At 35.2% G+C, this 25440-nt stretch carries 24 protein-coding genes and 1 tRNA gene; 12 read left to right on the top strand and 13 right to left on the bottom strand.

The features are described 5' to 3' along the window. Positions 1-11: 11 nt before the first annotated feature. Positions 12-842 carry a carbon-nitrogen hydrolase family protein gene (locus AA81_RS09410; protein WP_169999726.1) on the top strand — a complete coding sequence of 277 codons (831 nt, stop codon included), beginning with the start codon at positions 12-14 and terminating at the stop codon, positions 840-842. Between the two features lie 55 nt (positions 843-897). On the opposite strand, the gene fliS is transcribed toward AA81_RS09410, so the two are convergent. Together fliS and AA81_RS09400 are read right to left on the bottom strand one after the other, a co-directional pair. After that, on the bottom strand, positions 898-1335 hold the full coding sequence (gene fliS, locus AA81_RS09405) for a flagellar export chaperone FliS (RefSeq protein ID WP_103079184.1): 438 nt from the start codon (positions 1333-1335) through the stop codon (positions 898-900). Between the two features lie 5 nt (positions 1336-1340). After that, positions 1341-1955, bottom strand: a complete 615-nt coding sequence (locus AA81_RS09400; protein WP_103898883.1) for a DUF8042 domain-containing protein — start codon at positions 1953-1955, stop codon at positions 1341-1343. A gap of 230 nt (positions 1956-2185) precedes the next feature. On the opposite strand from AA81_RS09400, the gene AA81_RS09395 reads away from it, so the two are divergent. From AA81_RS09395 to AA81_RS09355, 9 genes are all read left to right on the top strand, one after another. Next, positions 2186-3427: an aminopeptidase P family protein gene (locus tag AA81_RS09395; RefSeq protein WP_103898882.1), complete on the top strand. Its 1242-nt coding sequence runs from the start codon at positions 2186-2188 to the stop codon at positions 3425-3427. Next, positions 3427-3918 (top strand): crossover junction endodeoxyribonuclease RuvC, encoded by a 492-nt coding sequence (gene ruvC, locus AA81_RS09390; protein ID WP_103898881.1) that lies wholly within the window; start codon positions 3427-3429, stop codon positions 3916-3918. Before AA81_RS09395 ends, ruvC begins: the two co-directional genes overlap by 1 nt. Next, entirely contained in the window at positions 3905-8068 is a 4164-nt protein-coding gene (locus AA81_RS09385; RefSeq protein WP_103898880.1) for a PolC-type DNA polymerase III, read from the top strand. Before ruvC ends, AA81_RS09385 begins: the two co-directional genes overlap by 14 nt. A gap of 5 nt (positions 8069-8073) precedes the next feature. Then, entirely contained in the window at positions 8074-9144 is a 1071-nt protein-coding gene (locus tag AA81_RS09380) for a hypothetical protein (protein ID WP_103898879.1), read from the top strand. A 135-nt stretch (positions 9145-9279) separates the two neighbouring features. After that, positions 9280-9891 (top strand): serine O-acetyltransferase EpsC, encoded by a 612-nt coding sequence (gene epsC, locus AA81_RS14705; RefSeq protein ID WP_103898878.1) that lies wholly within the window; start codon positions 9280-9282, stop codon positions 9889-9891. 96 nt (positions 9892-9987) lie between these two features. Next, positions 9988-10878 carry a cysteine synthase A gene (cysK, locus tag AA81_RS09370; RefSeq protein ID WP_103898887.1) on the top strand — a complete coding sequence of 297 codons (891 nt, stop codon included), beginning with the start codon at positions 9988-9990 and terminating at the stop codon, positions 10876-10878. A 79-nt stretch (positions 10879-10957) separates the two neighbouring features. Then, positions 10958-12187: an ATP-dependent Clp protease ATP-binding subunit ClpX gene (gene clpX, locus AA81_RS09365; RefSeq protein ID WP_103898877.1), complete on the top strand. Its 1230-nt coding sequence runs from the start codon at positions 10958-10960 to the stop codon at positions 12185-12187. Beyond that, positions 12184-13197, top strand: coding sequence for a tRNA (adenosine(37)-N6)-threonylcarbamoyltransferase complex transferase subunit TsaD (gene tsaD / locus AA81_RS09360; protein WP_103898876.1), 1014 nt, complete (start codon positions 12184-12186; stop codon positions 13195-13197). The genes clpX and tsaD overlap by 4 nt, the downstream gene beginning before the upstream one ends. Before the next feature lie 79 nt (positions 13198-13276). Next, positions 13277-13367 (top strand) — tRNA-Ser (locus tag AA81_RS09355). Between the two features lie 61 nt (positions 13368-13428). Here the strand turns inward: AA81_RS09355 and AA81_RS09350 are convergent. The 9 genes from AA81_RS09350 to AA81_RS09310 all read right to left on the bottom strand — a co-directional run bounded on the left by AA81_RS09350 (position 13429) and on the right by AA81_RS09310 (position 21224). Beyond that, positions 13429-13971 (bottom strand): 2-oxoacid:ferredoxin oxidoreductase subunit gamma family protein, encoded by a 543-nt coding sequence (locus tag AA81_RS09350; RefSeq protein ID WP_103079178.1) that lies wholly within the window; start codon positions 13969-13971, stop codon positions 13429-13431. 61 nt (positions 13972-14032) lie between these two features. Continuing rightward, positions 14033-14788: a thiamine pyrophosphate-dependent enzyme gene (locus tag AA81_RS09345; RefSeq protein ID WP_103079177.1), complete on the bottom strand. Its 756-nt coding sequence runs from the start codon at positions 14786-14788 to the stop codon at positions 14033-14035. 15 nt (positions 14789-14803) lie between these two features. Next, entirely contained in the window at positions 14804-15868 is a 1065-nt protein-coding gene (locus AA81_RS09340) for a 3-methyl-2-oxobutanoate dehydrogenase subunit VorB (protein WP_103079176.1), read from the bottom strand. Positions 15869-15874: 6 nt separating this feature from the next. Further along, complete coding sequence (locus AA81_RS09335; protein ID WP_103079175.1) at positions 15875-16108, bottom strand: 4Fe-4S dicluster domain-containing protein; 234 nt, start codon at positions 16106-16108, stop codon at positions 15875-15877. Positions 16109-16183: 75 nt separating this feature from the next. Continuing rightward, complete coding sequence (locus tag AA81_RS09330) at positions 16184-16861, bottom strand: P-loop NTPase family protein (RefSeq protein WP_103079174.1); 678 nt, start codon at positions 16859-16861, stop codon at positions 16184-16186. A 15-nt stretch (positions 16862-16876) separates the two neighbouring features. After that, positions 16877-17947, bottom strand: coding sequence for a butyrate kinase (gene buk, locus AA81_RS09325; protein WP_103079173.1), 1071 nt, complete (start codon positions 17945-17947; stop codon positions 16877-16879). A gap of 20 nt (positions 17948-17967) precedes the next feature. Continuing rightward, entirely contained in the window at positions 17968-18870 is a 903-nt protein-coding gene (locus tag AA81_RS09320; protein ID WP_103079172.1) for a bifunctional enoyl-CoA hydratase/phosphate acetyltransferase, read from the bottom strand. Then, positions 18860-19954 carry a butyrate kinase gene (buk, locus tag AA81_RS09315; protein WP_103079171.1) on the bottom strand — a complete coding sequence of 365 codons (1095 nt, stop codon included), beginning with the start codon at positions 19952-19954 and terminating at the stop codon, positions 18860-18862. Before buk (AA81_RS09315) ends, AA81_RS09320 begins: the two co-directional genes overlap by 11 nt. 34 nt (positions 19955-19988) lie before the next feature. Next, positions 19989-21224 carry an aminotransferase-like domain-containing protein gene (locus tag AA81_RS09310; RefSeq protein ID WP_103079170.1) on the bottom strand — a complete coding sequence of 412 codons (1236 nt, stop codon included), beginning with the start codon at positions 21222-21224 and terminating at the stop codon, positions 19989-19991. Positions 21225-21526: 302 nt separating this feature from the next. On the opposite strand from AA81_RS09310, the gene AA81_RS09305 reads away from it, so the two are divergent. Continuing rightward, a complete protein-coding gene (locus AA81_RS09305) occupies positions 21527-21973 on the top strand; it encodes a CGGC domain-containing protein (protein ID WP_103079169.1) in 447 nt (148 codons plus the stop codon). 81 nt (positions 21974-22054) lie between these two features. Here the strand turns inward: AA81_RS09305 and AA81_RS09300 are convergent, their stop codons facing one another. Then, positions 22055-23512, bottom strand: coding sequence for an aminoacyl-histidine dipeptidase (locus AA81_RS09300; protein WP_103079168.1), 1458 nt, complete (start codon positions 23510-23512; stop codon positions 22055-22057). Between the two features lie 268 nt (positions 23513-23780). Here AA81_RS09300 and glyA point away from each other — a divergent pair, with 268 nt between their 5' ends. Next, a complete protein-coding gene (gene glyA / locus AA81_RS09295; RefSeq protein ID WP_103079167.1) occupies positions 23781-25052 on the top strand; it encodes a serine hydroxymethyltransferase in 1272 nt (423 codons plus the stop codon). Between the two features lie 36 nt (positions 25053-25088). Here glyA and AA81_RS09290 read toward each other — a convergent pair. Then, positions 25089-25440 (bottom strand): adenosylhomocysteinase (locus tag AA81_RS09290; RefSeq protein WP_211292688.1); only part of this gene is annotated, 352 nt, incomplete at its 5' end.

Below are 25440 nucleotides of genomic sequence, written 5' to 3'. Positions count from 1 at the left end.
GGGAAATCATGATGAGAAAATTATTTGGTTTAGTGCAATTAAACTCAAAATTAAACGACAAAGAAACCAACCTTAAAAAGCTAGATTCTTTGATTTCAAAAGAAGTAAAAAAAGCGGATTTATACATCCTACCAGAGTTTTTTAACATAGGATACGATCTTGAAAGTATTAACAATTACGCCAAAGATTTTGCCGAAATTATACCAGAAGGTGAAACTACCCAAGAAGTTATAAGGATTGCAAAGAAATGCAACGTTTCTATTGTTGCAAACATTTTAGAAAAAGACCCAATAATAATTGGGAAGTATTACGATACCTCGATTTTAATAGATGATTCAGGTAAATTACTTGGTAAATATAGAAAAATATTTGTTTTTCCAAAAGAAAAGTTTAGACTTTCCGAAGGAACGTCTATAGAGATAATAGATTGGAAAGGTATAAAAATCGGTTTATCAATTTGTTATGATCATGCTTTTCCAGAATTATATAGGATAATGGCTCTTAGAGGGGCACAAATACTAATAATTACCTCTGCTGTTCCAAAAGGTTTTGAAAAATTAGTAGAGGTAAGAACATCCGCCCGGGCACAAGATAATCAACTGTTTGCAATCGGGGTAAACGCCGTTGGTAAACCCTCTGAAGATTCGATTCCTTTTTGTGGAAATTCCATAGCTGTAGATCCACATGGAGATACCCTGATTAAATTGGGAGACGAAGAAGACGTAATTGCACAGGTAAGTATAGATACCGATAAAATTCTTGAAGAAAGGCTTTTGGAGCCATCACTTCACGAAATAAAGATGTTGAAGATCTACGATGGGATAGATTTCAAAATTGATTAAACAAAAACCCTCCAACAGGCGTATATGATTTTGGAGGGTTTTTGAATTTTTTAATTTAATATTGAAGATCAAATTTAGGATCGACAGATTTGGCGTTTAACTCGCGGGAAGTTTTGGCTTCTTTTTTCAACAACTCTTTCCAGGTATCTAAAAGCTCTTGTAGTAAAGATCTTACTTCTTTTAAGATTTCAATATCCTTTTTGGTATTTGATTCTAACAATCTTTGATACATGTAATTATAAAGTGCTCTGAGATTTTTAGCTACCTCTCCACCTTTTTCAAGATTTAACGAAACGTTAAGTTCTGTGACTATGTCTTCCACTCTTATAATCTGTTTATTAGCCTCGGAAAAATTTTTACTTTCAATGGCTTTTATTGCTTTATTTATTCTTTCTATCGAATTTTGATACAAAAGTTCGACTAATTTTGCGGGACTAGCTGTTTTTATACCATTTTCAAAATAATAGTTAGCGTTTTGATTATTATTGTACATTCAAATTACACCCCTTTTTTTTCAAGAGTTTTTTGAGCATTTTTTAAAATCGTTTCAAAGGTTGACAAAACTCCATCGAAATCGAATTCAATGATGTCTGAAAGCTCCAAATAATCTTGATTCCCTTGAGATCTAATTATGTGTTGGACGACATTTTGTACCTCGTTTAAATCTCCTGGGTTGTAAAAATCTTCCTCACTGAAAGCTCGTGTCTGTTCTATGACGTCTAATAGTGCTTGCAAACCTTCTGCAATACTGTTAAGCATTGTATGCCCTTCATTTGTATTCAACAAGACTTCTTTTGAAACCCTTTCTAAATTTTCCCTAACCTTTCTAATGTATTCGAGTGATTGAGAGATAAGATCGAACAAAACTTCTTTTTTTGATGTGAATTCCAACTCTACCTCTTCTCCACCTTCAAAAAAAGAATCTTTTATTTCATCGTAATAATTTAAAGGGATTTCTTTTTCATTGATCTTTATTTTAGTTAAAACGCCTTGTGTTTTGCTAATATAATCTTGCACCATCTCTTCAAAAGTATTGTACTTATCTGCTGGAATATCTAAATTATCAGTTTTGACACCACTTATTCGCAACTTTATATTCTCATCATCAAACATTGTATTCACTCCTTTTTTCTGACTTCTAAAATATAATCGTCTAAAAAAGTTATTTCTTTAGAGTGAAAGTCCTACATTTTAATGTTATAATAAAAAGAGTAGATTTAAAACATATCTTTTTTTGTAGACATTTTAGAAATAAAATAAGGGTGGGGAACGGAGCGAAGGGTCGCTAAAGTTGTTTTAGAGTTTCAAAAGACATATATTTTTTGGGATTAGGAGGGATCAATATGGCTGATGTAAAAAGTAGAAGAGAAGAAATAAGCAACAGTTTGGAAGAAAGTTCGATGTTGATTCTTTACTCAGGAAAGAGTCCAGTAAAAAGCGCAGACGAAACCTATAGCTTCACCCCGGATCGAAACTTCTATTATTTTACTGATTTGGATATAGAAAACGCTTATTTAGTAATTTGCAAAACCGAAGCAAAAACAGTTGAAAAACTATTCATAGAAAGAAACGATCCAAAGTTAGCTAGGTGGGTTGGTGAAAAACCAAGTAAAGAACATTGTTCTAAGTTTAGTAAAATTCAACAAGAAGATATATTTTTTTTGGATGAATTAAATGGATATATTGGAGACACCCTATCGAGGTCTAATATTAAAAATGTATATTTGTATTTAAAATCTCCTCATTGGGAGCATATGACAAAAGAAAAGCTAATTGCTCAAGAAATACAAAGATTATTTCCACATGTTAGTATAAAAGATGTTTCAACAAAAATAGCGGAATTGAGAACTATTAAAGATGAAGAAGAAATCAATAATATTAAGAAAGCCATCGAAATTACAAGAGAAGGGATTTTGAACATAATAAAAAATTCAAAGCCTGGAATGTACGAATACGAACTGGAGGCATATTTTGATTTTTCTTTAAGAAAAAATGGGGTAAAAGATTTCGCTTTCAAACCAATAGTAGCCTCGGGACCAAATTCTACGATTTTACATTACTCTGCAAACAACCGAAAAACACAAGAGGGCGATCTAGTATTGTTGGACTTGGGGGCACAATATAATTACTATAGTGGGGATATATCAAGAACTTTTCCCATAACTAGACAGTTTTCTCCAAGACAAGCAGAAATTTACCAAATTGTTTTAAATACCCAGAAAGAAGTTCAGTCACAAGCCAAACCAGGCTTAACCCTTTTTGAATTGAATGAAATTGCGAAGAAATCGTTAGCAGAAAGTTGTAAAAAAATAGGATTGATTCATTCCGATGAAGAACTTTCAAAATATTACTTTCATTCTGTGAGTCACTTTTTAGGTTTGGATACCCATGACGTAGGAGATAAGAATATTCCTTTAAAACCAGGAATGGTTATTACCAATGAACCAGGCTTGTATATAGAAGAAGAGGGCATAGGGGTTCGCATAGAAGACGATCTTCTTATAACTGAGAATGGATGCGAAAATTTATCTAGAGAAATCCCCAAAGATATAGAAGAAATTGAATGTATTTGGAGTGTGTTTTAATGGTAATTTTGGGAATAGATCCCGGCTACGGAAGGATAGGATATGGCGTCCTTGAAAAAAAAGGTAACATTTTCAACTTAATTGATTATGGTGTAATATATACCAGCAAAGAAGACGAACTTCCAAAAAGGTTGTTGAACATAGACGAACAACTTAGAAATTTAATAGAAACGTATAAGCCCGATGAATCTGCTGTAGAAAAATTGTACTTCTTTAAAAACGTTGCAACCGCTATACAGGTAGGAGAGGCTAGAGGTGTTATTCTACTTTGTTTAGAAAAAGAAAATATACCAATTTATGAATACACACCTTTTCAGATAAAACAGGCTGTTACAGGATATGGAAGAGCTGAAAAGGGGCAGATACAGAGAACCTTAAAATTATTATTGAAGTTGGAAAAAACGCCAACTCCTGACGATGCAGCAGATGCATTAGCCACAGCTTTTTGTCATGGAAATTTTAGGAGGAGCTTCAAAAATGCAGGATATTAAAAATTTCTTGATGGAAAATGTAGGTTTTATTCCTTTTGAATTAAGTGGAGAAATCATTGTAAAAGACGAAGAGGCAGAAATCAATTTACAGAAGATAGGTAAAGATATCGATGAAGCTTCATTGAAGCTTTTCTTTACTAGACTTCTCAAGAGAGATGTCAAAATCTCTTTTACAAATGATGAAGGACCTGAATTTATTGTTAGAAATTGGCAACAATTGATAATGAATCATCGTTTAAAAGATTATCTAAGACTTTTAAAACCTGAATATTCTCAAGAAAACAAAATAGTATTTAAAACGTACTCGCCGATAGTGAAAAACAGATTAACAAAGGAAAAAGAAGAATTGGATAATATTTTATTTAAATATCTCGGTGGCAGAATCCTTTATGAAATCATTATAGATGAAAGTTTAAAACCCACTTTTATTGATGAAGGTTATGACAGGTCTGATTCCCAGGATAATAATTTATCTTCTGATTCTGATACTTCGAAAAAATTAGCTGAAATCGAAAGGGTCGTAATTATGGGGAGGGATTTTAAAAAAGTACCACTACCGTTATCGATGCTTCCTTCAAATGAAGGAAGTAACGTTGTAGTTAACGGGAAAATATTCTACAAAGAGTACAATGAAAAAGGGCCTGTATCTACTCTTTATATTACTGATAAAAAAAGTTCAGCGGTTGTAAAAACCTTTTCTGAAACGGCTAATAATTTAAACAAAGAATTAGATGAGGGAGATAACGTATTAATTGAAGGTATTATTTTTTACGATTCTTTTAGTCATGAATTTGCAATTAGACCTATGAATATAGTTAAGTTAAAAGAAGAAACCCTTGAAAGGAAAGATAACTACCCCACAAAAAGGGTGGAGCTTCATTTACACTCAAAACTAAGTGCGATGGAAGGGTTACTCGACGTGGGGGAAGTAGTAAAGACCATAAAAAATTGGGGTCATAAAGCGGTAGCTATAACCGATTCTGGGGTCGTTCAGAGTATTCCAGAATTCTATGAAAAAGCTGTTGTTGAAGGTATAAAACCTATTTTTGGGATGCAAGCCTATGTCGTTGATGAATTTGTCAACATTATAAGTTTGCTTGCGGAAGATAAAAAAATAAGTGAAACTGAATTTGTTGTTTTCGATTTGGAAACCACAGGATTAGAACCTGCTATGCACGAAATAATTGAGATAGGTGCTGTAAAAATAAAGAACCTGAAAATCGTGTCTAAGTTTCATCGTTTAGTTAGGCCAAGAAAACCTGTCTCAAACTTTACAAGTAATTTTACGGGTATAACAAATCAGATGCTAGAAGTTGAAAGTCCTATAGAGGAAGTTCTTCCTCAATTTTTGAGTTTCATAGAGGGTACGGTGTTAGTTGCCCACAACGCTGATTTTGATTACCGTTTTTTACGAGAATGGGTTAGAAAGGTTTATAACGAACACTTTGAACAGACCTATATAGATACTTTAGCCCTTTCAAAATCCTTGTTAACTTTAAAAGGGTATGGGTTGGATAAGGTAGTGGAGGAGCTAAAGCTTGGGAGTTTTGAGCACCATAGGGCTCATGAAGATGCTAATATAACAGGTCTAGTTTTTTTAAAACTCTTAGAAATGGCGAAACCGAAAAATGTAGAAATGTTGTCAGATCTTGAAAAATTGCAAAAATTCATAGATTTTAAAAGAATCCGACCAAGTACTATGACTATTTTGGTTAAAAACAAAACCGGTCTTAAGAACCTTTATAAACTAGTTTCAAATGCCCATGTAAAATATTTTTACAGAGTACCCAGAATTTTAAAAAGCGAATTATCCCGAATGAGAGAAGGTTTGTTGATAGGTAGTGGGGCAGAAGAAGGAGAAATCTTTCAGACCTATCTCAGGGGTGGATCTCATGATGAAATTATCGAAATCGCCAAATTTTACGACTATCTGGAATTAACCCCAATGGATGCCTTATCAGACAGACCTATTTCAGAAGACCACTTAAAAAAGATTTATAAAGATATATATAACCTTGGCAACGAATTAAACATGCCCGTTGTAATGGTTTCAAACGCCCATTACCTAGACAAAGAAGATCAAATCTTTTTCAACGCATTAAAAGTTGCAGAAAAGAGAAAGACTTCCACCACACACAGATATTTGCGTACAACGGATGAGATGGTGGATGAAGCTCAAAGAATTTTCGGAGATAAAGAAATAGCCGAGAAAATTGTCATAACCAATACTAATGAGATTGCAGATCAGATAGAAATAATAAAGCCACTTAGTAACAAACTACATCCTCCAAAGATAGAGAATGCAGAAGTAGAAATAGAAGAACTTGCAAAGAAAAAAGCCCATGAGATATATGGGAATCCTTTACCAGAAATCGTTGAAAGACGATTAACTCGAGAACTAGAATCCATAGTAAAACATGGGTATGCGGTACTGTATCTAATAGCTCAAAAAATAGTACAAAAATCGTTAGAAGATGGATACTTGGTTGGTTCCAGGGGTTCTGTTGGTTCTTCTTTGGTGGCTACGATGCTGGGAATAACGGAGATAAACCCCCTACCTCCTCATTATATATGTCCAAATTGTAAAAACGTAGAATTTTTTGATAATGAGAAAATAGGTTCTGGTTATGATCTTCCCGATAAAAAATGTGAAAAATGTGGAACGAAAATGAAAAAAGATGGCCAAGATATTCCTTTTGAAACATTTATGGGATTCGAAGGTGACAAAATACCTGATATAGATTTGAATTTTTCTGGAGATTATCAAAACATGGCGCATAAATACATAGAAAAAATGTTCGGAGAAGACCATGTTTTTCGGGCAGGCACTATATCAACAATTGCAGATAGAACTGCCTTTGGTTTCGCTAAGAAATATGGCGAAGAGCAAGGGATTGTGAAGAATAGTGAAATAACGAGAATAGTCAAGGCGATAACAGGAGTAAAACGGACAACAGGACAACACCCTGGGGGACTCATGATAGTGCCAAAAGAAGAGGAAGTTTACGATTATACACCAATTCAGTTCCCCGCCAATGATTCTAAATCTAGTGTTCAAACTACTCATTTTGATTATCACGTAATACACAACGATCTTGTAAAATTAGATGCACTTGGACACGATGACCCAACATTCATTAAAATGATGTCTGATTTAACAGGAGTAGACCCCATGGCTATTCCCATGGACGATAAGAAAACTTTGAGTTTGTTCTCTTCTACCAAAGCTTTAAAAATAGACTTGAAAAATGAATTGGGTACAACTGTTGGAACGTTAGGGGTCCCAGAATTTGGTACCACCTTTGTTCGAAGGATGTTGGAAGATACAAGGCCGAAGAGCTTTTCTGAATTGGTAAGAATATCAGGCTTATCACATGGCACTGATGTATGGTCCGGAATAGCTAAAAACTGGATCGATAGAAAGGTTGCAACTTTAGATGATGTAATTTCTTGTAGGGACGATATTATGAATTATTTATTATCTAAAGGCGCACCACCAAAAAGTGCTTTTTCAATAATGGAAAAGGTGAGAAAAGGCAAAGGTATTGACGAAGAAGATATTGAACTAATGAAAGAATTAAAAGTGCCTGAATGGTTCATCATCTCTTGCCAAAAAATTAAATACCTATTTCCAAAAGCGCATGCGGCTGCTTACGTTAGTATGGCCTTTAGAATTGCATGGTTTAAAGTCCATTATCCGTTAGCTTTTTATTCTACGTATTTTACCGTCAAAGGTGATGAATTCAACTTAAAAGTCATTTTCTCCGGGCGAGAAGCCATTAAGAAAAGAATCTTTGAACTCCGTAATATGGATTTGGATGTGCGTAAAAAGAATGAAATGGTTGTTTTGGAGTTAGCATTGGAAATGATGCTCAGAGGGTTTAATTTCACCATGGTTGATTTGTACAAGTCTGATTCAAAGAAGTTTTTAATAGATGGAAATTCTCTTATTGTGCCTTTTATAAAGGTTCCGAATCTAGGCGAAAAAGCTGCAGAAAATATCATTAAATCACGAGAAAATGGCTTTAAATCCATAGAAGATTTTGCTGCAAAGAGTGGGTGTAACAAAACGAACGTGGAAACTCTAAGAGAATTAGGTGTATTAAAAGACTTACCAGAAACAAATCAAATGTCACTTTTTAGAGGATGAAATGAATGGAAGGTTGGTTGACTTATGTTGAATTAAAAACTATTACAAAACTTCTTGATGCATTTTGTGGTTCCGTTGAGCCTTCTTTCAGAAATGCTTACTTTTATTATGACAAAGCCCTTAAAATTTATGCGACAGATGGATGTGCCAAGATATATCTGAACGTTACGAAAGAATTCCTTCCGTTTGATGGAGTTGCTTCCGTTCCAATTCAATACTTAAAGGGGATTATAAGGGATACAAAATTAAAAGACGATTCTTTGGTTAAAATAACTGTAGAAAATAAGCTTATATCCTTTGAAATTCAAGGGATCACCTTGAACAGTAAAATAGAAAAAATGGATACCAAACAAATCGAAGTCAGTAGAGAGTTTACTTTATTAAGCAAAAAAGAGATAGGTGCTTTTCTAAATAAACTCGATTTTGTTTCTGCGTCTGCCAACGAAGGGGATGTAATTGACTTTTTTACGTTCAACGATAATTTAATTTTTGGTTATTTGAGTAATTATTATAAATTGAACAGCATTTACGCAAATATCAGGGAGGAGTTTCATAGAGAAATTCCGTTTATTTCAGCCAGACATATAGTTAAGTCTTTAAAACTCTTGAAAAAAAGTTCTATCCTTGAACTTGGTGTAGACAAAAAAGATATAGTACTAAGAATCCCCGGTGTATTCATCAAAATATGTTCATCGATGCCTTCTTACAATAAAAATTTGTTGGTAACACAAAACAGTTTTGTTGAAGAAAAAGAAATCAACACAAAGGAATTAAAAAAAGTTTTATCAAAACTATATGTAACATTCTCTGAAAGTAATATCGCCTACTTACTCTTAAATAAAGGGAACAGCTACATCTACAAAGAAAACAACAATTCAAAAATATCTTTTAAATTGCCTTATTCTTTCGAAAATCAATATTTAATCACGATACATATTAGGAAAATTCGCTCAATTTTATCTAGAATGTCAGAAAATATAATAGTTTACTTATCCCCCAAAGAATTAGTATTAGAAGAAAAGAAAAATGAAAAAAGGGCCAGTTTTTTAGTTCAAGAGTTCAAAAAGTTAACTTAACTCAATTATCTCCCCGAGACAAACCGTTAACAGTAATTTAGAAAATCATCTTTCTCTTGAAAAGAAATTAAGATATAATTAGTGTTGTAATAGCGACAATTTTTGTAATATTTAATTTCATTGGGGAGGAAATGTATGAGAGGTATTTTAAATTTCTTTCGGGATTTTGGAAGAATTTTCAAAGCTTTATCAAAAGATTTAGATATGTACGTAGAGAAGGATCCAGTTGCAAAAAACAAGTGGAAAACTTTTTTCACTTCGATCCCTTTTCATGGGTTGATGGCTTACCGTTTTTCTAATTTCTTTTATAGGTACAAGATTTATCCTATTGCTTACATTATATACGTGTTGAGTAAGATATTACATTCTATGGATATACATCCTGCCGCCTATATTGAACCTGGGGTAGTCATTGACCACGGTTTTGGTGTTGTTATTGGAGAAACTGCGAGTGTAGGTAGCGGGACGTTGATTTATCATGGTGTAACTCTGGGAGCTAAAACTGTTACCACTGGGAAAAGGCACCCGATAGTTGGTAAAAATGTTATGATCGGTGCTGGAGCCAAGGTTCTTGGGCACATATACATCGGAGATGAATCGGTCATAGGTGCTAACTCTGTCGTTTTAATGGATGTGCCACCTAAATCTTTGGCGGTTGGAGTACCTGCGAAAATTAAAAAAACCAATTGTCCATCCTCTAATTACTATGACTTAAACAATACGATAAACTCGGATTTTGTCATTTAGATATTTCTATTTAAAAACATAGAAAAAGTTGTAGTAGTTTAAGATTATGTATTGAATCTAATCTGGAATAAAATCAAACATATGGAAGGTGATTTTTTGATTTACACGTCAATAGGAAATACTCCAATTATTACATTATCAAAGATTATTCAACCAGGAAGAGTTTTTGTTAAATTAGAAAAAAATAATCCCGCAGGTAGTGTAAAAGATAGGCCCGCGTTTTTTATGATAAGAGATGGTGAAATTAAGAACAAACTTAATGAGAGCCAAAATATAATTGTAGAACCCACGAGTGGAAACACCGGTATAGCTTTGGCAGCAATTGGTAGAAGTAGAGGTTATCGAGTCATATTAACTATGCCGGAAAGCATGAGTGAAGAAAGGAAGAAAATCTTAAAGTTTTTTGGTGCCGAATTAATACTTACTCCCGCTGATCAAGGAATGAAGGGGGCAATTAACAAGGCTTTAGAGATTGTGAACGAAACAAAAGGGTATATGCCCAATCAGTTCTCAAATCCCGCCAATCCATATTCACATGAAGTAACTACCGGACCCGAAATTATCAAACAGATGGACTATTCATTGGATGCCTTTGTTGCAGGAGTTGGAACAGGTGGTACAATAACCGGGGTAGCAAGGGCGTTGAAAAAAGCATTCTCAGAATGTGTTAGAATAGTTGCAGTAGAACCATCCAATTCACCTGTTATATCGGGAGGCAACACTGGTAAACATAAGATTCAAGGCATAGGAGCGGGATTCATTCCAGATAATTTGGATCTGAATTTAGTAGATGAAATAATGAAGGTAAATGACGAAGAAGCTATTGAAATGACAAAAAAATTAGCAAAAGACGAAGGATTATTTGTTGGGATATCTTCAGGTGCAAATATATCTGCAGCGATCAAATTAGCGGATAGAATGGGAAAAGGTAGAAGAATTGTTACCATTGCCCCCGATAGTGGAGATAAATACATGAGTTTATTATAAAGTTATTTTAACAAAGAAATGGTATAATTAGATTCGATTTCAAGCGAAATGAAGAAACACAGAACAGGAGGAATCATTAATGTCAGAAAAGTATTGCTCTTTTTGTGGAAAACCGTCAAGTCAAGCAGAAGCTTTAATCGCAGGCCCTAACGGTATTTATATCTGCGATGAGTGTATAAATCTTTTTCAAGAGTTAGTTGAAGAAAATAAAACAAAAAACGGGGAAAAGGCTGAAACAAAAATTAAAACCCTTCCAACTCCACGACAGATAAAGTCAGAATTGGATAAATATGTAATTGGCCAAGAAGCAGCTAAGAAAATAATTTCTGTGGCTGTTTACAACCATTACAAAAGGATATTTTCTTCAAAGAATATCAATGATGTTGAGTTAGATAAATCTAACGTTCTATTAATTGGACCAACGGGTACTGGAAAGACTTTGATAGCTCAAACTTTGGCTAAGATATTGGACGTCCCCTTTGCAATTGCGGACGCAACAACTTTAACTGAAGCTGGTTACGTTGGAGATGACGTTGAAAACGTTATACTAAGACTTTTGCAGGCTTGTGATTATGATGTAAAAAAAGCTGAAAAAGGAATAATTTATGTTGATGAAATTGATAAAATAGCTAGAAAATCGCCAAATCCTTCAATCACTAGGGATGTTTCTGGTGAAGGTGTACAACAAGCATTACTTAAGATAGTTGAAGGAACTTTAGCTAACGTTCCCCCTCAAGGAGGAAGGAAACATCCTTACCAAGAATTTATTCAAATAGACACCTCAAAGATCCTTTTTATTGCAGGAGGGGCGTTTGATGGTTTAACAGACATAATAAAACATAGGGTAAAGGATTCTTCTTTAGGATTTGGAGCCGACATAAAAAGTAATAATAAACAGAGAGATGGTGAGGTCTTAAGAAACATTGTTCAAGAGGATCTTATTAAGTATGGATTAATTCCAGAATTTGTAGGCAGGTTCCCTGTGGTTGCCACTCTTAACGATTTGGATGAAGAAGACCTGGCTAAGATTGCCATGGAACCAAAGAATGCTTTATTCAAGCAATATCAAAAGATGCTGGAAATAGAAGGTATAGAGTTAGAAATCACAACAGAAGCTATGAAAGAGATATGTTCGCAAGCTCTGAAACGAGGAACGGGAGCTAGGGCATTAAAAACAATATTTGAAGAGATAATGCTCGATGTAATGTATGAAGCACCTGAGATAAAAAATAAAATTAACAAAATCGTTATAGATGAAGAGGTAGTAACTAAGAAAAAACCAGCCGTTAAAAGGAAGGAAAGCGCTTGAACATATTAGAAAGTGAAAAAGATCCGATTATTTTTGGAATAGAAACTTCATGTGATGAAACTGCGGTGGCGATATTAAAAGGTAAAGATCAACTGCTTTCTAATTTAGTTTATTCACAGATCGATGTTCATAAGGTATTTGGAGGAGTTGTACCAGAAGTTGCCGCTCGAAAACATGTCGAAGTTTTGTACAAATTAAGTTTAAAAGCCTTCGAAGAGGCACAAATTACCCCAAATGACATAAATGCAGTTAGTGTATCTTTCGGCCCTGGATTAATCGGGGCCTTACTTATTGGGGTAAGTTTTGCTAAGGGGATGTCTTTATCCTTGGGTAAACCATTAATTGGTGTAAATCATTTAATGGGTCATATATATGCTAACTTTCTTGATTTCCCAAAACTGAAACCTCCTTTTGTCACATTATTAGTTTCCGGGGGACATACAGCAATTTTGCTGGTTAAAGATTATTTGGATTTTGAAATAATAGGGGAAACACGTGATGATGCGGCGGGAGAAGCTTTTGATAAAGTCGCTAGGATTTTGGATTTGGGTTATCCAGGAGGACCAGTTATAGATGAAATTTCAAAAAAGGCTCAAAAATTGTACGATTTTCCTAGACCATTGTACAACAAAGGATACGATTTTTCTTTTTCTGGCTTAAAAACATCTGTTTTGTATTTTGTAAGAGATTATCCGGAGGCAAAAAAAGAAGATATAGCTGCTTCATTTCAAGAAGCAATAATAGACACCCTTGTTTATAAAGTTACTAAATTTGCAATTAAAGAAAATATAAAAGATATTGTAATAGCAGGAGGAGTTGCCGCAAACTCCCTGTTGAGAGAAAAATTAAATGCTTTTAAAGACAAATTGAATATCTATTATCCAAGACAATCGTTATGTACTGATAATGCAGCGATGATATGCCGTGCTGGGTACGAAAAGTATATAAGAAACATGTTTGATACGTTAGATTTGGATGTTGTTCCTAATTTGGGATTATCTAAAATATAACAACAATTAGTTCTGTGGATGGTTGACGGTAAGGGATTATTATGATATAATAAATTTCGGAAAAGTTAATAACTATTATGGAGAGATGGCCGAGTGGTCGAAGGCGCACGCCTGGAGAGCGTGTGACGGTTAAAAGCTGTCCGTGGGTTCAAATCCCACTCTCTCCGCCATCAAAAATAATAAATGCTGGAAATTTTCCAGCATTTATTATTTTATTATAATATTATTTTATTATTTAACAGTTTCTTTCATACCCGCTTTTATAGCCTTTAGGTTTATTTCTAACAAGTTTCTCTTTTTCCCTGTCAACTTTTCTTTCAAAGCTTCTTCTACGGCTTCAAAGGTGACTGCTTGAGTTACTTTTAAGTAAGCTCCAAGCATAACCATATTTAAAACTTTTAAATTACCTAGTTCGTCCGCTATTTCATTAGCAGGTACTTTAACTAAATGTATGTCTTTTCTTTCTGGTTTTCTATCGATTACAGAAGAGTTGATCAACAATAGCCCATTCTCTTTTAATACTTTTTCGAATTTTATCATAGAAGGAATATTGAACGCAGCAACTTCATTTGGTTCATCTAACACCGGTGACGCAATGTATTCATCAGAAATTATTACCGTACAGTTTGCAGTTCCACCTCGCATTTCAGGTCCATAAGATGGAAGCCATGTGGTATATTTTCCATCAATCATAGCCGCTAAAGAAATTATTTGACCGAAAAGCATTACACCTTGTCCACCAAAACCGGCGGCTATTAATCCATGGTATGACATAAAAACACCTCCATTTATTTATTCCCTTTGATATTTGTAAGAACAAGGGAATATAAGATGACTAGCGAACGTCTCCCACTTTATCGACATATACACCTAAAGGAAATTCTTTTACCATATTATCTTCCAACCACTTCATAGATTCTATGGGTGTTAATCCCCAATTAGTGGGGCATGTTGATAAAACTTCAACTAAACCAAAACCTATATTATTGAGTTGAGCATAAAAAGCCTTTTTTAAATACTTTTTTGTTTTTATTACGTCTTGTGGAGTTGTAACTTTTGTACGAGCTAGAAACGCAACTCCTGACAATTCTTTTAGAACCTCTGAAACATGAATAGGATACCCTTCAATATTTTCTCTTCTTCCATATGGGGTAGTTGTAGTTTTCATTCCTAAAAGGGTAGTTGGTGCCATTTGCCCTCCTGTCATACCGTATATAGCATTGTTTATAAAAATTGTTGTAATACGTTCACCTCTATTGGCAGCATGTATTATTTCTGCGGTTCCAATAGCTGCTAAATCACCGTCCCCTTGGTATGTAAAAACAACGTTATCTGGACTTGCTCTTTTGATACCAGTAGCTACCGCAGGTGCCCTTCCGTGAGCTGCTACGGTGCCATCTACATCAAAAAATTCATAAGCAAATACGGAACATCCAACAGGTGCAACCATTATGGTTTTACCTTGTATTTCCAACTCATCGATGACTTCAGCGATCAATCTATGAACAATTCCGTGAGAACATCCTGGACAATATGTAAACTCTTTTTCACTTAATGAGGTTGGTGCTTTAAATCTTTCTGCATAAGCCATTAATTTCACCTTCCTTTAAACTAATTCCATTAATTTTGCCAATACTTCTCCTGGGGTTGGAACTACTCCACCCGTTCTTCCATAAAATTCTACTGGTTTTTTTCCGTTGACTGCCAGTCTTACATCCTCCACCATCTGACCGAAACTCATTTCTACGGTGAAGAACAATTTAGCGTTTTCAGTGTATCTTCCCAATTCTTCATATGGAAAGGGCCATAAACTTATTGGGCGAAATACCCCTGCTTTTACGCCTTTCTCCCTGGCACTATCCACAACTGATTTAACTATTCTTCCCATCGTTCCATAGGCAACCAGCACAACTTCTGCATCGTTTAATTTATATTCTTCAAATAATTTTTCTTCTTTTACTATTGTTTTGTATTTTTCATGTCTTTGAATATTCATTTTTTCTAATTTTACAGGGTCTAAATCAAAGGATGTAACTCTGTGTGGTTCTCGCTGCATTTTTGTTCCAGTCAATGCCCAATCTGAATGATCGGGTAAAGTGTTTAGATTTTTAAAGCTGGGGAATGTCACTGGTTCCATCATTTGACCAAGCAATCCGTCTGTTAACACTAACACTGGTATTCTGTACTTATCAGCAACATCGAAAGCACGAATAGTCAATTCAACAGCTTCTTGAAGGGATTCTGGACCAAATACGATCAACTTATAATCCCCATGTCCACCACCTTTTGTGGCTTGAAAATAGTCTGATTGCGCTGGTTGTATGTCTCCCAATCCTGGTCCACCTCTCACAACGTTTACAAAAACGCATGGAAGTTCGGCTCCTGCTATGTAAGAAACCCCTTCTTGCATTAAAGAGAATCCAGGGGAAGAAGTGGAAGTCATAACCCTTTTTCCGGTGCTAGCTGCTCCATATATCATATTTGAAACTGCCACTTCGCTTTCAGCTTGTAAAAAAGTGCCATTTACCTCTGGTAATCTTCTTGCCATGTATTCTGTTAATTCACTTTGTGGAGTAATTGGGTAACCAAAATATAATCTACATCCCGCTCTTATTGCAGCTTCACCTATTGCTTCAGTACCTTTTACCATAATTTTTTCGGTTTTTTGCATAAATAATCAACTCCTTGCCTTTTCTAATACTTTTACAGTTATACATACATCTGGACACATTTGATAGCAAAAACCACATCCTATACAATTTTCAATGTCCTTAACTTGTGCTGGGTGATATCCTTTGTTGTTGTACCCTTTAGAAAATTCAAGGACGTCTTTGGGACAAGCTTCAATACATAGTCCACATCCTTTACATCTTTCTTTATCAATATCAATTGCAAACTTTGTCTCTTTCATCGTTTTCCCTCCAATCATTCAATTTTTACTGAGTTTAAAAGTTCTGAAGCTTATTTTAGCGCCCCTTCGCCCCGCTCAAAAACCATAATCTCCAAAAAATCTTTGAATCACAAATTTTTCGAACTTGGTATTTATCTTGTCCTCTAAATTTCTAGTTACTACTGTAAATGCCACGGGGATATTTGTTATGTTGGATACTTCTCCTATTATGTTTTCCCCTTCTTCTATGATTTCTTTAGTTGTTTCATTTTGAATGTTTGAATTTACCACTAAATAATTAATTTTTAGTCGTGAGCTACTTTCCAAGGATTGCAAATTTTTTATTATATATTCTTTAGTATCCATAAAAGGCCTTCTCGTATTGATTACAAAGTACAGGGCACATTTTGAATTATCTATATAATTTTTTAAAGATCCTAAAACTTTCACACCGTCTTCGTTTCCCCCTACGTCTATTACAGTTTTATAATCTTGGTTTGTTATGTATCCTCCTATTTCACCAGGAACGATGGGAACGTCGGCATGCATATATTTTGCTGGGGGAGTGATTACCTTAATATCTTTTCGATTCAATTCTTCAATTTTATCTCTTACCCGAAAGTACGGGCTTATGATATCCAAATCCGCAATGGCAACATTTTTGTGCTCTTTTTTTAATTTCAACGCTACGTTCATAGAAACTTCCGTTTTCCCGGACCCAAACATCCCAATGAAAATATGAACTTGATAATCTTTTAATAAATTTTTCAACATGGATTTAGAGCTCCTTTATTTGTACATTTTTGCTGGTTCTTCTTGTTTTATTACTCGAAGTGCCGCAAGGGCTAAGGCTTTTTCTTCGTCTCCTCCAGGAAACACATAAACCGGGGCGATAAAACTTACTTTTTCTTTTATTTGTGGGACAAGAAATTCATTTTCATATGCCATTCCTCCAGTTAAGGCTATGGCATCAACGTCATAATTCAAAACTGCGGACATTTTACCTATCCATTTAACAATTTGATGTATCAATCCAAAATATACCAATTCAGCCTTTTTATCACCGCTTTTTATTCTTTTTACGACCTCTCTCACATCATTCGTACCTAAATAAGCAATTAACCCTCCATTACCTTTTATGAGCTTCCTTATTTCACCTTCAGAATATTTTCCTGAGTAGCAAAGGTCTATAAACCCAACAAGGGGTAACGTTCCTGATCTTTCAGGCGTAAAAGGGCCGTCTCCATCAAGGGCGTTGTTAACATCAACTACCTTGCCTTTTTTGTGGACTCCAATGGATATTCCCCCACCCATATGAACAACGATGAGATTCAAGTCATAATAATTACGACCCAATTTTTCACTGAGCGATCTCGCCACAGCTTTTTGATTTAAAGCGTGGAAAATAGATTTTCTGTGAAAGAAAGGATGACCTGAAACTCTTGCTATATCTTCCATCTCATCCACCACAACGGGATCGGCTATGTAAGCTTTTACACCAATCTGTTCAGCTAGTTCGTTTGCTATAAGAGCCCCTAAATTCGATTCGTGTTCTCCATATTTAGCGCTTCGTAATTCTTCTAGCATCCGATCATTTATTTCATAAGTCCCACTTGGTATAGGTCTTAAAAGCCCTCCACGCCCAATGATGGCTGAAAAACTGTGTAAGTTTATTCCTTCTTCACTCAAAAACTGTAAAATCATATTCTTCCTAAATTCGTATTGATCGGCAACGGCTTTGAATTTTTTTAATTCATTCACATCGTGATCTATCACTTTTTTTAATCTTTGATTTTCATCTTCATAAACAGCAATTTTGGTCGATGTGGACCCTGGGTTTATAACGAGAATTTTATACATATGAATTCTCCTTTTTAAATTTAAGACATTAAAATTGAAAACGCCATAGCGTTGAGTTTGGATTCATCACTATCAGCTCTAGAGGTCAAAACAACCGGTTTTTTGCCCCCTACAATTGAACTCGCCAGCTTTGCATCGGCGAAATATACTAAGGTTTTATACAATATATTTCCTGCTTCTATATCCGGCATGATTAATATATCCGCATCACCAGCGACTTTACTGTTTATTCCTTTGTGTATAGCTGCTTCTTTAGATATGGCATTGTCCATAGCGAATGGTCCGTCTACTATGCAACCTTTTATCTGACCTCTTCTGTACATTTGTGCTAATATCGCTGCTTCTACTGTAGCAGGCATCTTCGGGTTAACCTGTTCTAATGCCCCTACAACAGCAACTTTCGGTGTTTCTACACCTAACTTATGGGCAACTGACACAGCGTTGTTTATAATATCAACTTTTTGTTCAAGAGTTGGAGCGATCACCATACCAGCATCAGAGATTATCAACAACTTGTGGTATCTGGGTATTTCAAAGGCACAAACTAAATTCATTGTTTTTCCTGTTTTTAAACCATATTCATCCTTTAAATATACCGATAAAATCTCTGAGGTGGTCAGTTTTCCTTTCATAGGTAGATCGGCTTCTCCATTGGCAACCGCTTGTATTGCTCTTTTTGCTGCTTCAAGAGGGGTTGAAGCATTTCTGATTTCTATGTTAGTCGTATCAAGTCCGATTTCTTCTGATATCTGTTGAATTTTTACTTTATCACCATACAAGATAAAGTTACATAAATCAATTTCCTTAGCTTTTTGAACAGCTTTCAAGACAACGTCATCTTCGGCAGCTGCCACCGCAATCGTTTTTGATTTGTGTTCATTTTTTACTAATTCTATAATTTGACTTATACTTTCAATTTTCATAAAATATTTCACCCTCCCATACATTAGCATTCTCTGAGTTATTGAGTGCTCTCAATGCTCCTAGAGCGAGTCCTTCCATTTCGTAAGCACCAGGATAAACCATTACCACACCTAATTTATCGATCCTTCTTTTGATCAGTTCAACAAAGTAATCGCTATGAGCCATTCCACCAGTCAAGATAATTGCATCGAGATCTCCACCTAGGATTGCTGCCATCCCACCTATTTCCTTTGCAACTTGATAAGCCATGGCTTCTACAATTGATTTTGCATAATCATCTTTTTCGGCAAGTTTTAAAGCATCTTTTAAACTTGCTGTTTTTAAATATGCAAACAAACCTCCTTTTCCTACAAATGTAGATTTGACATCATTTTTGGAGTAAGAATGCATATTTTTAAAAATCCATTTTGCAAGATCCCCCATTGGTAATTCTCCCGTTCTTTGGGAACTAAAAGGTCCTTCATCTGTTGCGTTGTTAACATCGATCATAAGGCCTTTTCTTTGCGCCCCAACAGAGATTCCACCACCCAAGTGAGCTATAACAAAATTACATTCTTCATATTCTTTGTTCAATTCTTTTGCCGCAAATCTTGCCACAATTTTCATGTTCAAAGCGTGGAATAAACTGTGCCTTTCAAGTTGAGGTATTCCTGATATTCTTGCCTCGGGAATAAATTCGTCAACAGAAATAGGATCTGTGATGAAAACAGGTAAGTCTTTCGAAGAACTTTTTGATAGTTCAAAGGCGATTACAGCAGCTAAGTTTGATGCATGTTCAACTCTTGTTTTGGTTTTAAGATAATTAACCATATTCTCATCTACACGATAAGTTCCACTTTTCATAGGAGGGAGTATCCCCCCCCGTGCAGCTATCGCATCTAATTCATCGATAGATATGTTGTATCTTTTTAGAAAATCTTCTACACACTTTTTACGAAAAGGAAGTTGGTCCATAATCGTTTTGCAATTTTCTATCTCGTTACTGGAGTGTTCTATACTTTCTGAGATTACTTCATTGTTATCTTCAAAAATCGAGAGCTTCGTGGACGTTGCCCCTGGATTTATGACCAATATTTTATACATAAAAAAGCTCCTCCTATAATTAGTTTTTTTAGGATTAGCTACTCAAAGATTTCATTTTTACATAACTTTCTGCGACTTTTCTCAATCTTCTTATTCCCTCTTTTATTTCTTCATGTGAAGGAAGGCAGAAAGATAATCGCATGTGATTTTTTTCTACCTCGTTTACATAAAATGCCTCTCCCGGAACGTACAATACTTTGTTCTTCTTTGCTTCTTCAAACATTTCCATAGTATCTACCCATTCAGGAAAAGTTAACCATATGAAGAGACCACCTTCGGGGCGAGTCCAGCTTACCCCTTGCATATCACCAAATTCCTCTTCTAACGCATTCAACATACTGTCTTTTTTTGACTTATAAAGTTCTAATGTTGGTTTTAACTGTTCTATCCTATCATGGGCTTGGAGATATCTAGCGGCTAATCTCTGGGTCAAAGTTGGGGTACATAGATCTACACCTTGTTTAATAATTGTAAACTTCCTTAATAAGTCTGTTGAAGCAATAATTATCCCAATTCTCAGACCCGGACACAAAATTTTAGAAAAGGTGTTCAACAAGATCGTCCTTTCTGGCTCAAGAGAGTAAATGGAAGGAATTGGCTCTCCCTCAAATCTCAACGCACCATATGGATCATCCTCGATAATTAAAAAGTCGTATTTATGTGCTAAGTTAATTAATTTCTTTCTTTTTTCTAGTGGCATACTTACTCCTGCAGGATTTTGAAATGTTGGTACCACGTAAACGAATTTAAACTTATCAATTTCGCCCTTATTTACCAATTCATTTAATTTTTCTTCAAGGATATCAACATTCATTCCATCATCTTCCAAGGGTATTTCCAAAAACTTTGGAAACATTTGTTTAAAAGCACTAACAGCGCCTAAATAAACAGGTTTTCCTACTGCACAGTAAGAATCTTCATCGAGCAAGGCCAGCCCTATCAATTGCAAGGCTTCCTGGGAGCCAACAGTTACCAACATATTCTCAGGGGATACGCCTTCTATTCCTTCATGTTTTTTTAGTAGATTTATATAAGCTTTTTTTAATTCGTTATCTCCCTCGGTAGGACCATACTGCAGAGTTATTTTGTATTCTTCTTTAACAATTTTTGCAGCAATTTCTCCTAATTCTTCTCGAGGAAAAGTCTCAGGGTCAGGTACACCGCCACCAAATGATATCATCTCCGGATCAGAAGCTACCTTTAATAATTCCCTTATAATGCTTGCTTTCGCAGTTTTTGCAACTTGTGAAAACTTTTTTTCATAGTCCATAGTTTATCCCCCTTTTTTATTATTTACCCTACAATTCAATTATAATCGAATAATCTAGATAAGTCAAAGTCGATTACAGAAGATTACAGACGTTTATTGACGATTAGAAGCGATTATTGTCGATATGAAAAAAATTTCATGAAAAATATTTCATTATAAAAATTTAACATTGAGATGTGATAGCTGATCTTAATTAATTTGGAAAATCAAATATTGTGTTAGAATTTAGGGTGATGTTGTGGAAATGTTGGTAATTATCTGGATGCGTTTGTGCTGAAAAACTTGTCAACTTGAGGAGGTAAATGATGGAAAAGATCAAATTGGGGATCATTATATGTGATCGTTATCGTACATGTGCAGGGGGAAAATGTTTTAGATCTCTTGAAAATCGTGAAGGGGCTTTCGAAATTTACAAAGACAAGGAAATCGAAATTTTCGGATACACAACGTGCGGTGGATGTCCCGGCGGAAACATAGAATATGCTCCGGATGAAATGATAAAAAACGGAGTAGAAGTAATTCATTTAGCCACAGGCATGGTCGTCGGGTATCCTCCATGTCCTTATGTATCTTACTTCAAAAAATTCATAGAAGAAAAATATGGTGTAAAAGTCGTGGTTGGTACGCACCCTATACCTCAAAAATATTACATAACCCACTCAAATTTAAAAAGTTGGGAATCGCCAGAATGGAAAACTCTTTTGGATCCAACTCTGACAGATGAAACCACGCGTTTGAATTACGATTAAGATTGTAACTATTCCTGTAAGCCAGTTAAAAAGCAATGGGCCACTCCTGGCCCATAACAAATTTTATGCTCTTTTTATCCTTTATTTTATTCTCTTTAATACTTCAGTTAAAAGTTGATATACTCTTTGGGTTGATGAAATACTTAATGATTCCTCGGGAGTGTGATTGTTGTAAATATTTGGTCCAATCGATACCATATTGATTTTACCTAATTTTTCCTGTAGAAAGCCACATTCTAACCCGGCATGAACTGCATCAACTTTCATTTCTTGGTTATTGTTCAATTCTTTATATACTTCATTCATAATCTGTCGAATTTTTGAATTGGGTTCATATTCCCATGCTGGATAATCCGATACTAACTCCATTTTTGCACCAATTAAATCACAAACACTTGCAATGCGATCGTTGATCTCCTCTTTTAAGGATCTTACTGAGCTTCGAACAGCGCTACTTAAAATGATAAAATCCTCTTTTGTTTCTAATGTTCCAATATTATTCGAGCTTTCTACTAAACCCTCTATATTTGCGCTCATGGTCTGTATTCCTGCAGGAATTAAACGAAGGGCATGAATAAGATTCGTTTTTGTGCTATCTGCAAACACTCGTTTCACAGATTCAATTTTATTCAGCTGTATTTGAATGTTAGGATCTGATGCTTCAAATTCTTTCTTGAACACTTTTTGATATGTATCAACCATGTTTTCAATTTCATTTCGATTGGTTAGATCTGCAACAATAATGGCAGAGGCCATTTTCGGGATGGCATTCATTTTTTCTCCACCTTTGACGTTGGCGATTTGAATATCAAACGATTGGTGAAGAACTTTTAAAATTCTGCCCAATAATTTAATAGCGCTTGCTCTGTGTTTATCAATCTCAAGCCCTGAATGCCCGCCTCGTAAACCTTTTATCGTTATGGCGTATGATTGTTTTTGCGGATTAGCTTCTTTCCACTCAATCGGAATCGAAACGACATTTCTCACACCTCCAGCACAAGAGGCCAGCATCTTTCCCTCTTCTTCGGAGTCTAGATTAATCAAAATCTTACCGGATAAGTGTTCCGGATGCAGATTCCGCACGCCATCCATCCCTGTCTCTTCTGCTACTGTGAATAAACATTCGAGCGGTGGATGTTCTAATTCTTTTGATTCTAATATAGCCATAATCATCGCCACAGCAATACCATTATCTGCTCCTAATGTAGTTCCTTCTGTTTTTACATAATCTCCTTCAACAAAAATCGGAATCGGGTCTTTGGAAAAATCAAAAGGAAAGTCCTCTTTCTTCGCACAAACCATATCCATATGACCTTGAAGAATGACCGTAGGAGCCTGTTCATACCCCGATGTTCCAGATTTTTTGATAATGACATTCAAAGATTCCTCTTGAATTACTTCAAGACCAAGATCTTTTCCATACTGAGTCAAATAATCGCTAATCTGCTTTTCATTCCCCGATTCTCTTGGAATTCTGCTGATTGCCTCAAAATGTTTAAATACAGATGCCGGTTGAAGTCCTTCTAATTTGCCTTTCATAATATCTACTCCTTTTTGTTATTTAACCCGCGATTTCATTATAATCAAATAATCAAGATAAGTCAAAGTGGATTACAGCCGATTACCAACTTTTATTGACAAATAGAATTGATTATTTCCGTTATGAAAAATATTTTATTATAAAAATTTTACATTAAGATGTAATATCTGATCTTAATTAATTTGGAAAATCAGATAGTGTGTTAAAATATTAAAAATGTGATTTTTATATTAGACATCTTACAATTTAAAAAAAGAGGTGTTGACAGTGTGGGAAGCTTTAAAAGGTTCTGATAGCGAAGTTTACGAGATCCTTCAAAAAGAGCTTAAAAGGCAAGAGTATGGTTTAGAGTTGATCGCATCAGAAAATTATGCATCAAAATCTGTTATGGACGCCGCAGGAAGTGTTTTTACTAATAAATACGCCGAAGGTTACCCAAAAAGAAGATATTACGGAGGGTGTGAATATATAGACGAGGTTGAGACACTAGCAAGAAATAGGGTAAAAGAACTTTTCAATGCAAAGTTTGCGAACGTTCAACCCCATTCAGGTTCTCAAGCAAATATGGGTGCTTATCTGGCACTTATGAAACCTGGGGATACGTTAATGGGAATGTCGTTGAGCCATGGAGGTCATCTAACTCACGGTGCCCCCGTAAATTTTTCAGGTATGCTATTCAATGTCGTTTCTTATGGTGTTGATGAAGAAACGGAAACAATCAATTATGATGAGGTTGAAAGAATAGCGAAGGATGCAAAACCTAAAGTTATTGTTGCAGGTGGAAGTGCATACTCTAGGATAATAGATTTTAAAAGATTTAGAGAGATAGCCGATGAAGTTGGTGCGTATTTAATGGTTGATATGGCCCATTTTGCAGGATTAGTTGCGGCTGGTATTCATCCAAACCCAGTTGAGTATGCCCATGTTGTTACTTCAACAACGCATAAAACTTTAAGAGGACCAAGAGGTGGAATTATTTTAACAAATGACAGTGATATTTATAAGTCAATCAATAAAATTATTTTTCCAGGCATACAAGGCGGTCCATTAGAACATATAATAGCAGCAAAGGCTGTTGCCTTTAAAGAAGCCATGAGTGAAGAGTTCAAAGAATATCAAAAACAAGTAGTTAAAAATTCCAAGGCTTTAAGCAATGAACTTTCTAATAAAAATTTGAGAATCGTCTCAGGTGGAACGGATACGCATTTGTTCTTGGTCGATCTATCTGAGCTGAATATTACAGGGAAAGCCCTCGAAAAGGCTTTAGGGCAATGTGATATTACGGTTAACAAAAATACTGTCCCGAAAGAAAAGTTGTCACCCTTTGTTACTAGTGGAATAAGGATAGGTACACCCGCTGTTACCACACGCGGTATGAAAGAAAAAGAAATGAAAGAAATCGCTTCAATGATAGCAAAAGTTGCAAATAATGTTCTTGATGAAGAAGGGAATATAGATAAAGATTTAGCACAAGAAATTAGAAAAGATGTTGTTTCTCTTTGTCAACGTTTCCCAATGTATGCAGATCTTGTGGAGTAAGAGGGACACCTACGGGTGTCCCCTATATATTACATATTATTTCCAGCTATTTAAATAATCTTGCTGCTCTTTGGATAGGGTGTCAATCTCGATCCCTAATGTTTTTAGTTTGATTTGTGCTATTTTTTCGTCTATTTCATAAGGTACTGGGGAAAGATTTACTTTCATATTTTGGTGGTTTTCTTTGATGTATTTCGCACCTTCTAATTGTAAACTGAATGAAAGATCCATTATTTCTGCGGGATGACCGTCGCCGTTAACTAGATTAACCAGTCTTCCTTGTCCTAATAAAAATACGCTTTTCCCGTTTGGTAATTTGTATTCTTCTACTCCGTTTCTTACATTGATTTTGTCTACCGCAATTTCTTCCAAATCCTTTACTTTACTT

Source organism: Petrotoga halophila DSM 16923, assembly GCF_002924615.1.
The sequence above is the reverse complement of the archived record's forward strand: the minus strand, read 5'-3'. Positions and strand labels throughout refer to the sequence as shown.

Coding starts and splice junctions, on each gene's coding strand:
- AA81_RS09410 (WP_169999726.1), top strand. CDS start 12: ATGAGAAAATTATTTGGTTTAGTGCAATTAAACTCAAAATTAAACGAC.
- fliS (WP_103079184.1), bottom strand. CDS start 1,335: ATGTACAATAATAATCAAAACGCTAACTATTATTTTGAAAATGGTATA.
- AA81_RS09400 (WP_103898883.1), bottom strand. CDS start 1,955: ATGTTTGATGATGAGAATATAAAGTTGCGAATAAGTGGTGTCAAAACT.
- AA81_RS09395 (WP_103898882.1), top strand. CDS start 2,186: ATGGCTGATGTAAAAAGTAGAAGAGAAGAAATAAGCAACAGTTTGGAA.
- ruvC (WP_103898881.1), top strand. CDS start 3,427: ATGGTAATTTTGGGAATAGATCCCGGCTACGGAAGGATAGGATATGGC.
- AA81_RS09385 (WP_103898880.1), top strand. CDS start 3,905: ATGCAGGATATTAAAAATTTCTTGATGGAAAATGTAGGTTTTATTCCT.
- AA81_RS09380 (WP_103898879.1), top strand. CDS start 8,074: ATGGAAGGTTGGTTGACTTATGTTGAATTAAAAACTATTACAAAACTT.
- epsC (WP_103898878.1), top strand. CDS start 9,280: ATGAGAGGTATTTTAAATTTCTTTCGGGATTTTGGAAGAATTTTCAAA.
- clpX (WP_103898877.1), top strand. CDS start 10,958: ATGTCAGAAAAGTATTGCTCTTTTTGTGGAAAACCGTCAAGTCAAGCA.
- AA81_RS09350 (WP_103079178.1), bottom strand. CDS start 13,971: ATGTCATACCATGGATTAATAGCCGCCGGTTTTGGTGGACAAGGTGTA.
- AA81_RS09345 (WP_103079177.1), bottom strand. CDS start 14,788: ATGGCTTATGCAGAAAGATTTAAAGCACCAACCTCATTAAGTGAAAAA.
- AA81_RS09340 (WP_103079176.1), bottom strand. CDS start 15,868: ATGCAAAAAACCGAAAAAATTATGGTAAAAGGTACTGAAGCAATAGGT.
- AA81_RS09335 (WP_103079175.1), bottom strand. CDS start 16,108: ATGAAAGAGACAAAGTTTGCAATTGATATTGATAAAGAAAGATGTAAA.
- AA81_RS09330 (WP_103079174.1), bottom strand. CDS start 16,861: ATGTTGAAAAATTTATTAAAAGATTATCAAGTTCATATTTTCATTGGG.
- buk (WP_103079173.1), bottom strand. CDS start 17,947: ATGTATAAAATTCTCGTTATAAACCCAGGGTCCACATCGACCAAAATT.
- AA81_RS09320 (WP_103079172.1), bottom strand. CDS start 18,870: ATGAAAATTGAAAGTATAAGTCAAATTATAGAATTAGTAAAAAATGAA.
- buk (WP_103079171.1), bottom strand. CDS start 19,954: ATGTATAAAATATTGGTCATAAATCCAGGGGCAACGTCCACGAAGCTC.
- AA81_RS09310 (WP_103079170.1), bottom strand. CDS start 21,224: ATGGACTATGAAAAAAAGTTTTCACAAGTTGCAAAAACTGCGAAAGCA.
- AA81_RS09305 (WP_103079169.1), top strand. CDS start 21,527: ATGATGGAAAAGATCAAATTGGGGATCATTATATGTGATCGTTATCGT.
- AA81_RS09300 (WP_103079168.1), bottom strand. CDS start 23,512: ATGAAAGGCAAATTAGAAGGACTTCAACCGGCATCTGTATTTAAACAT.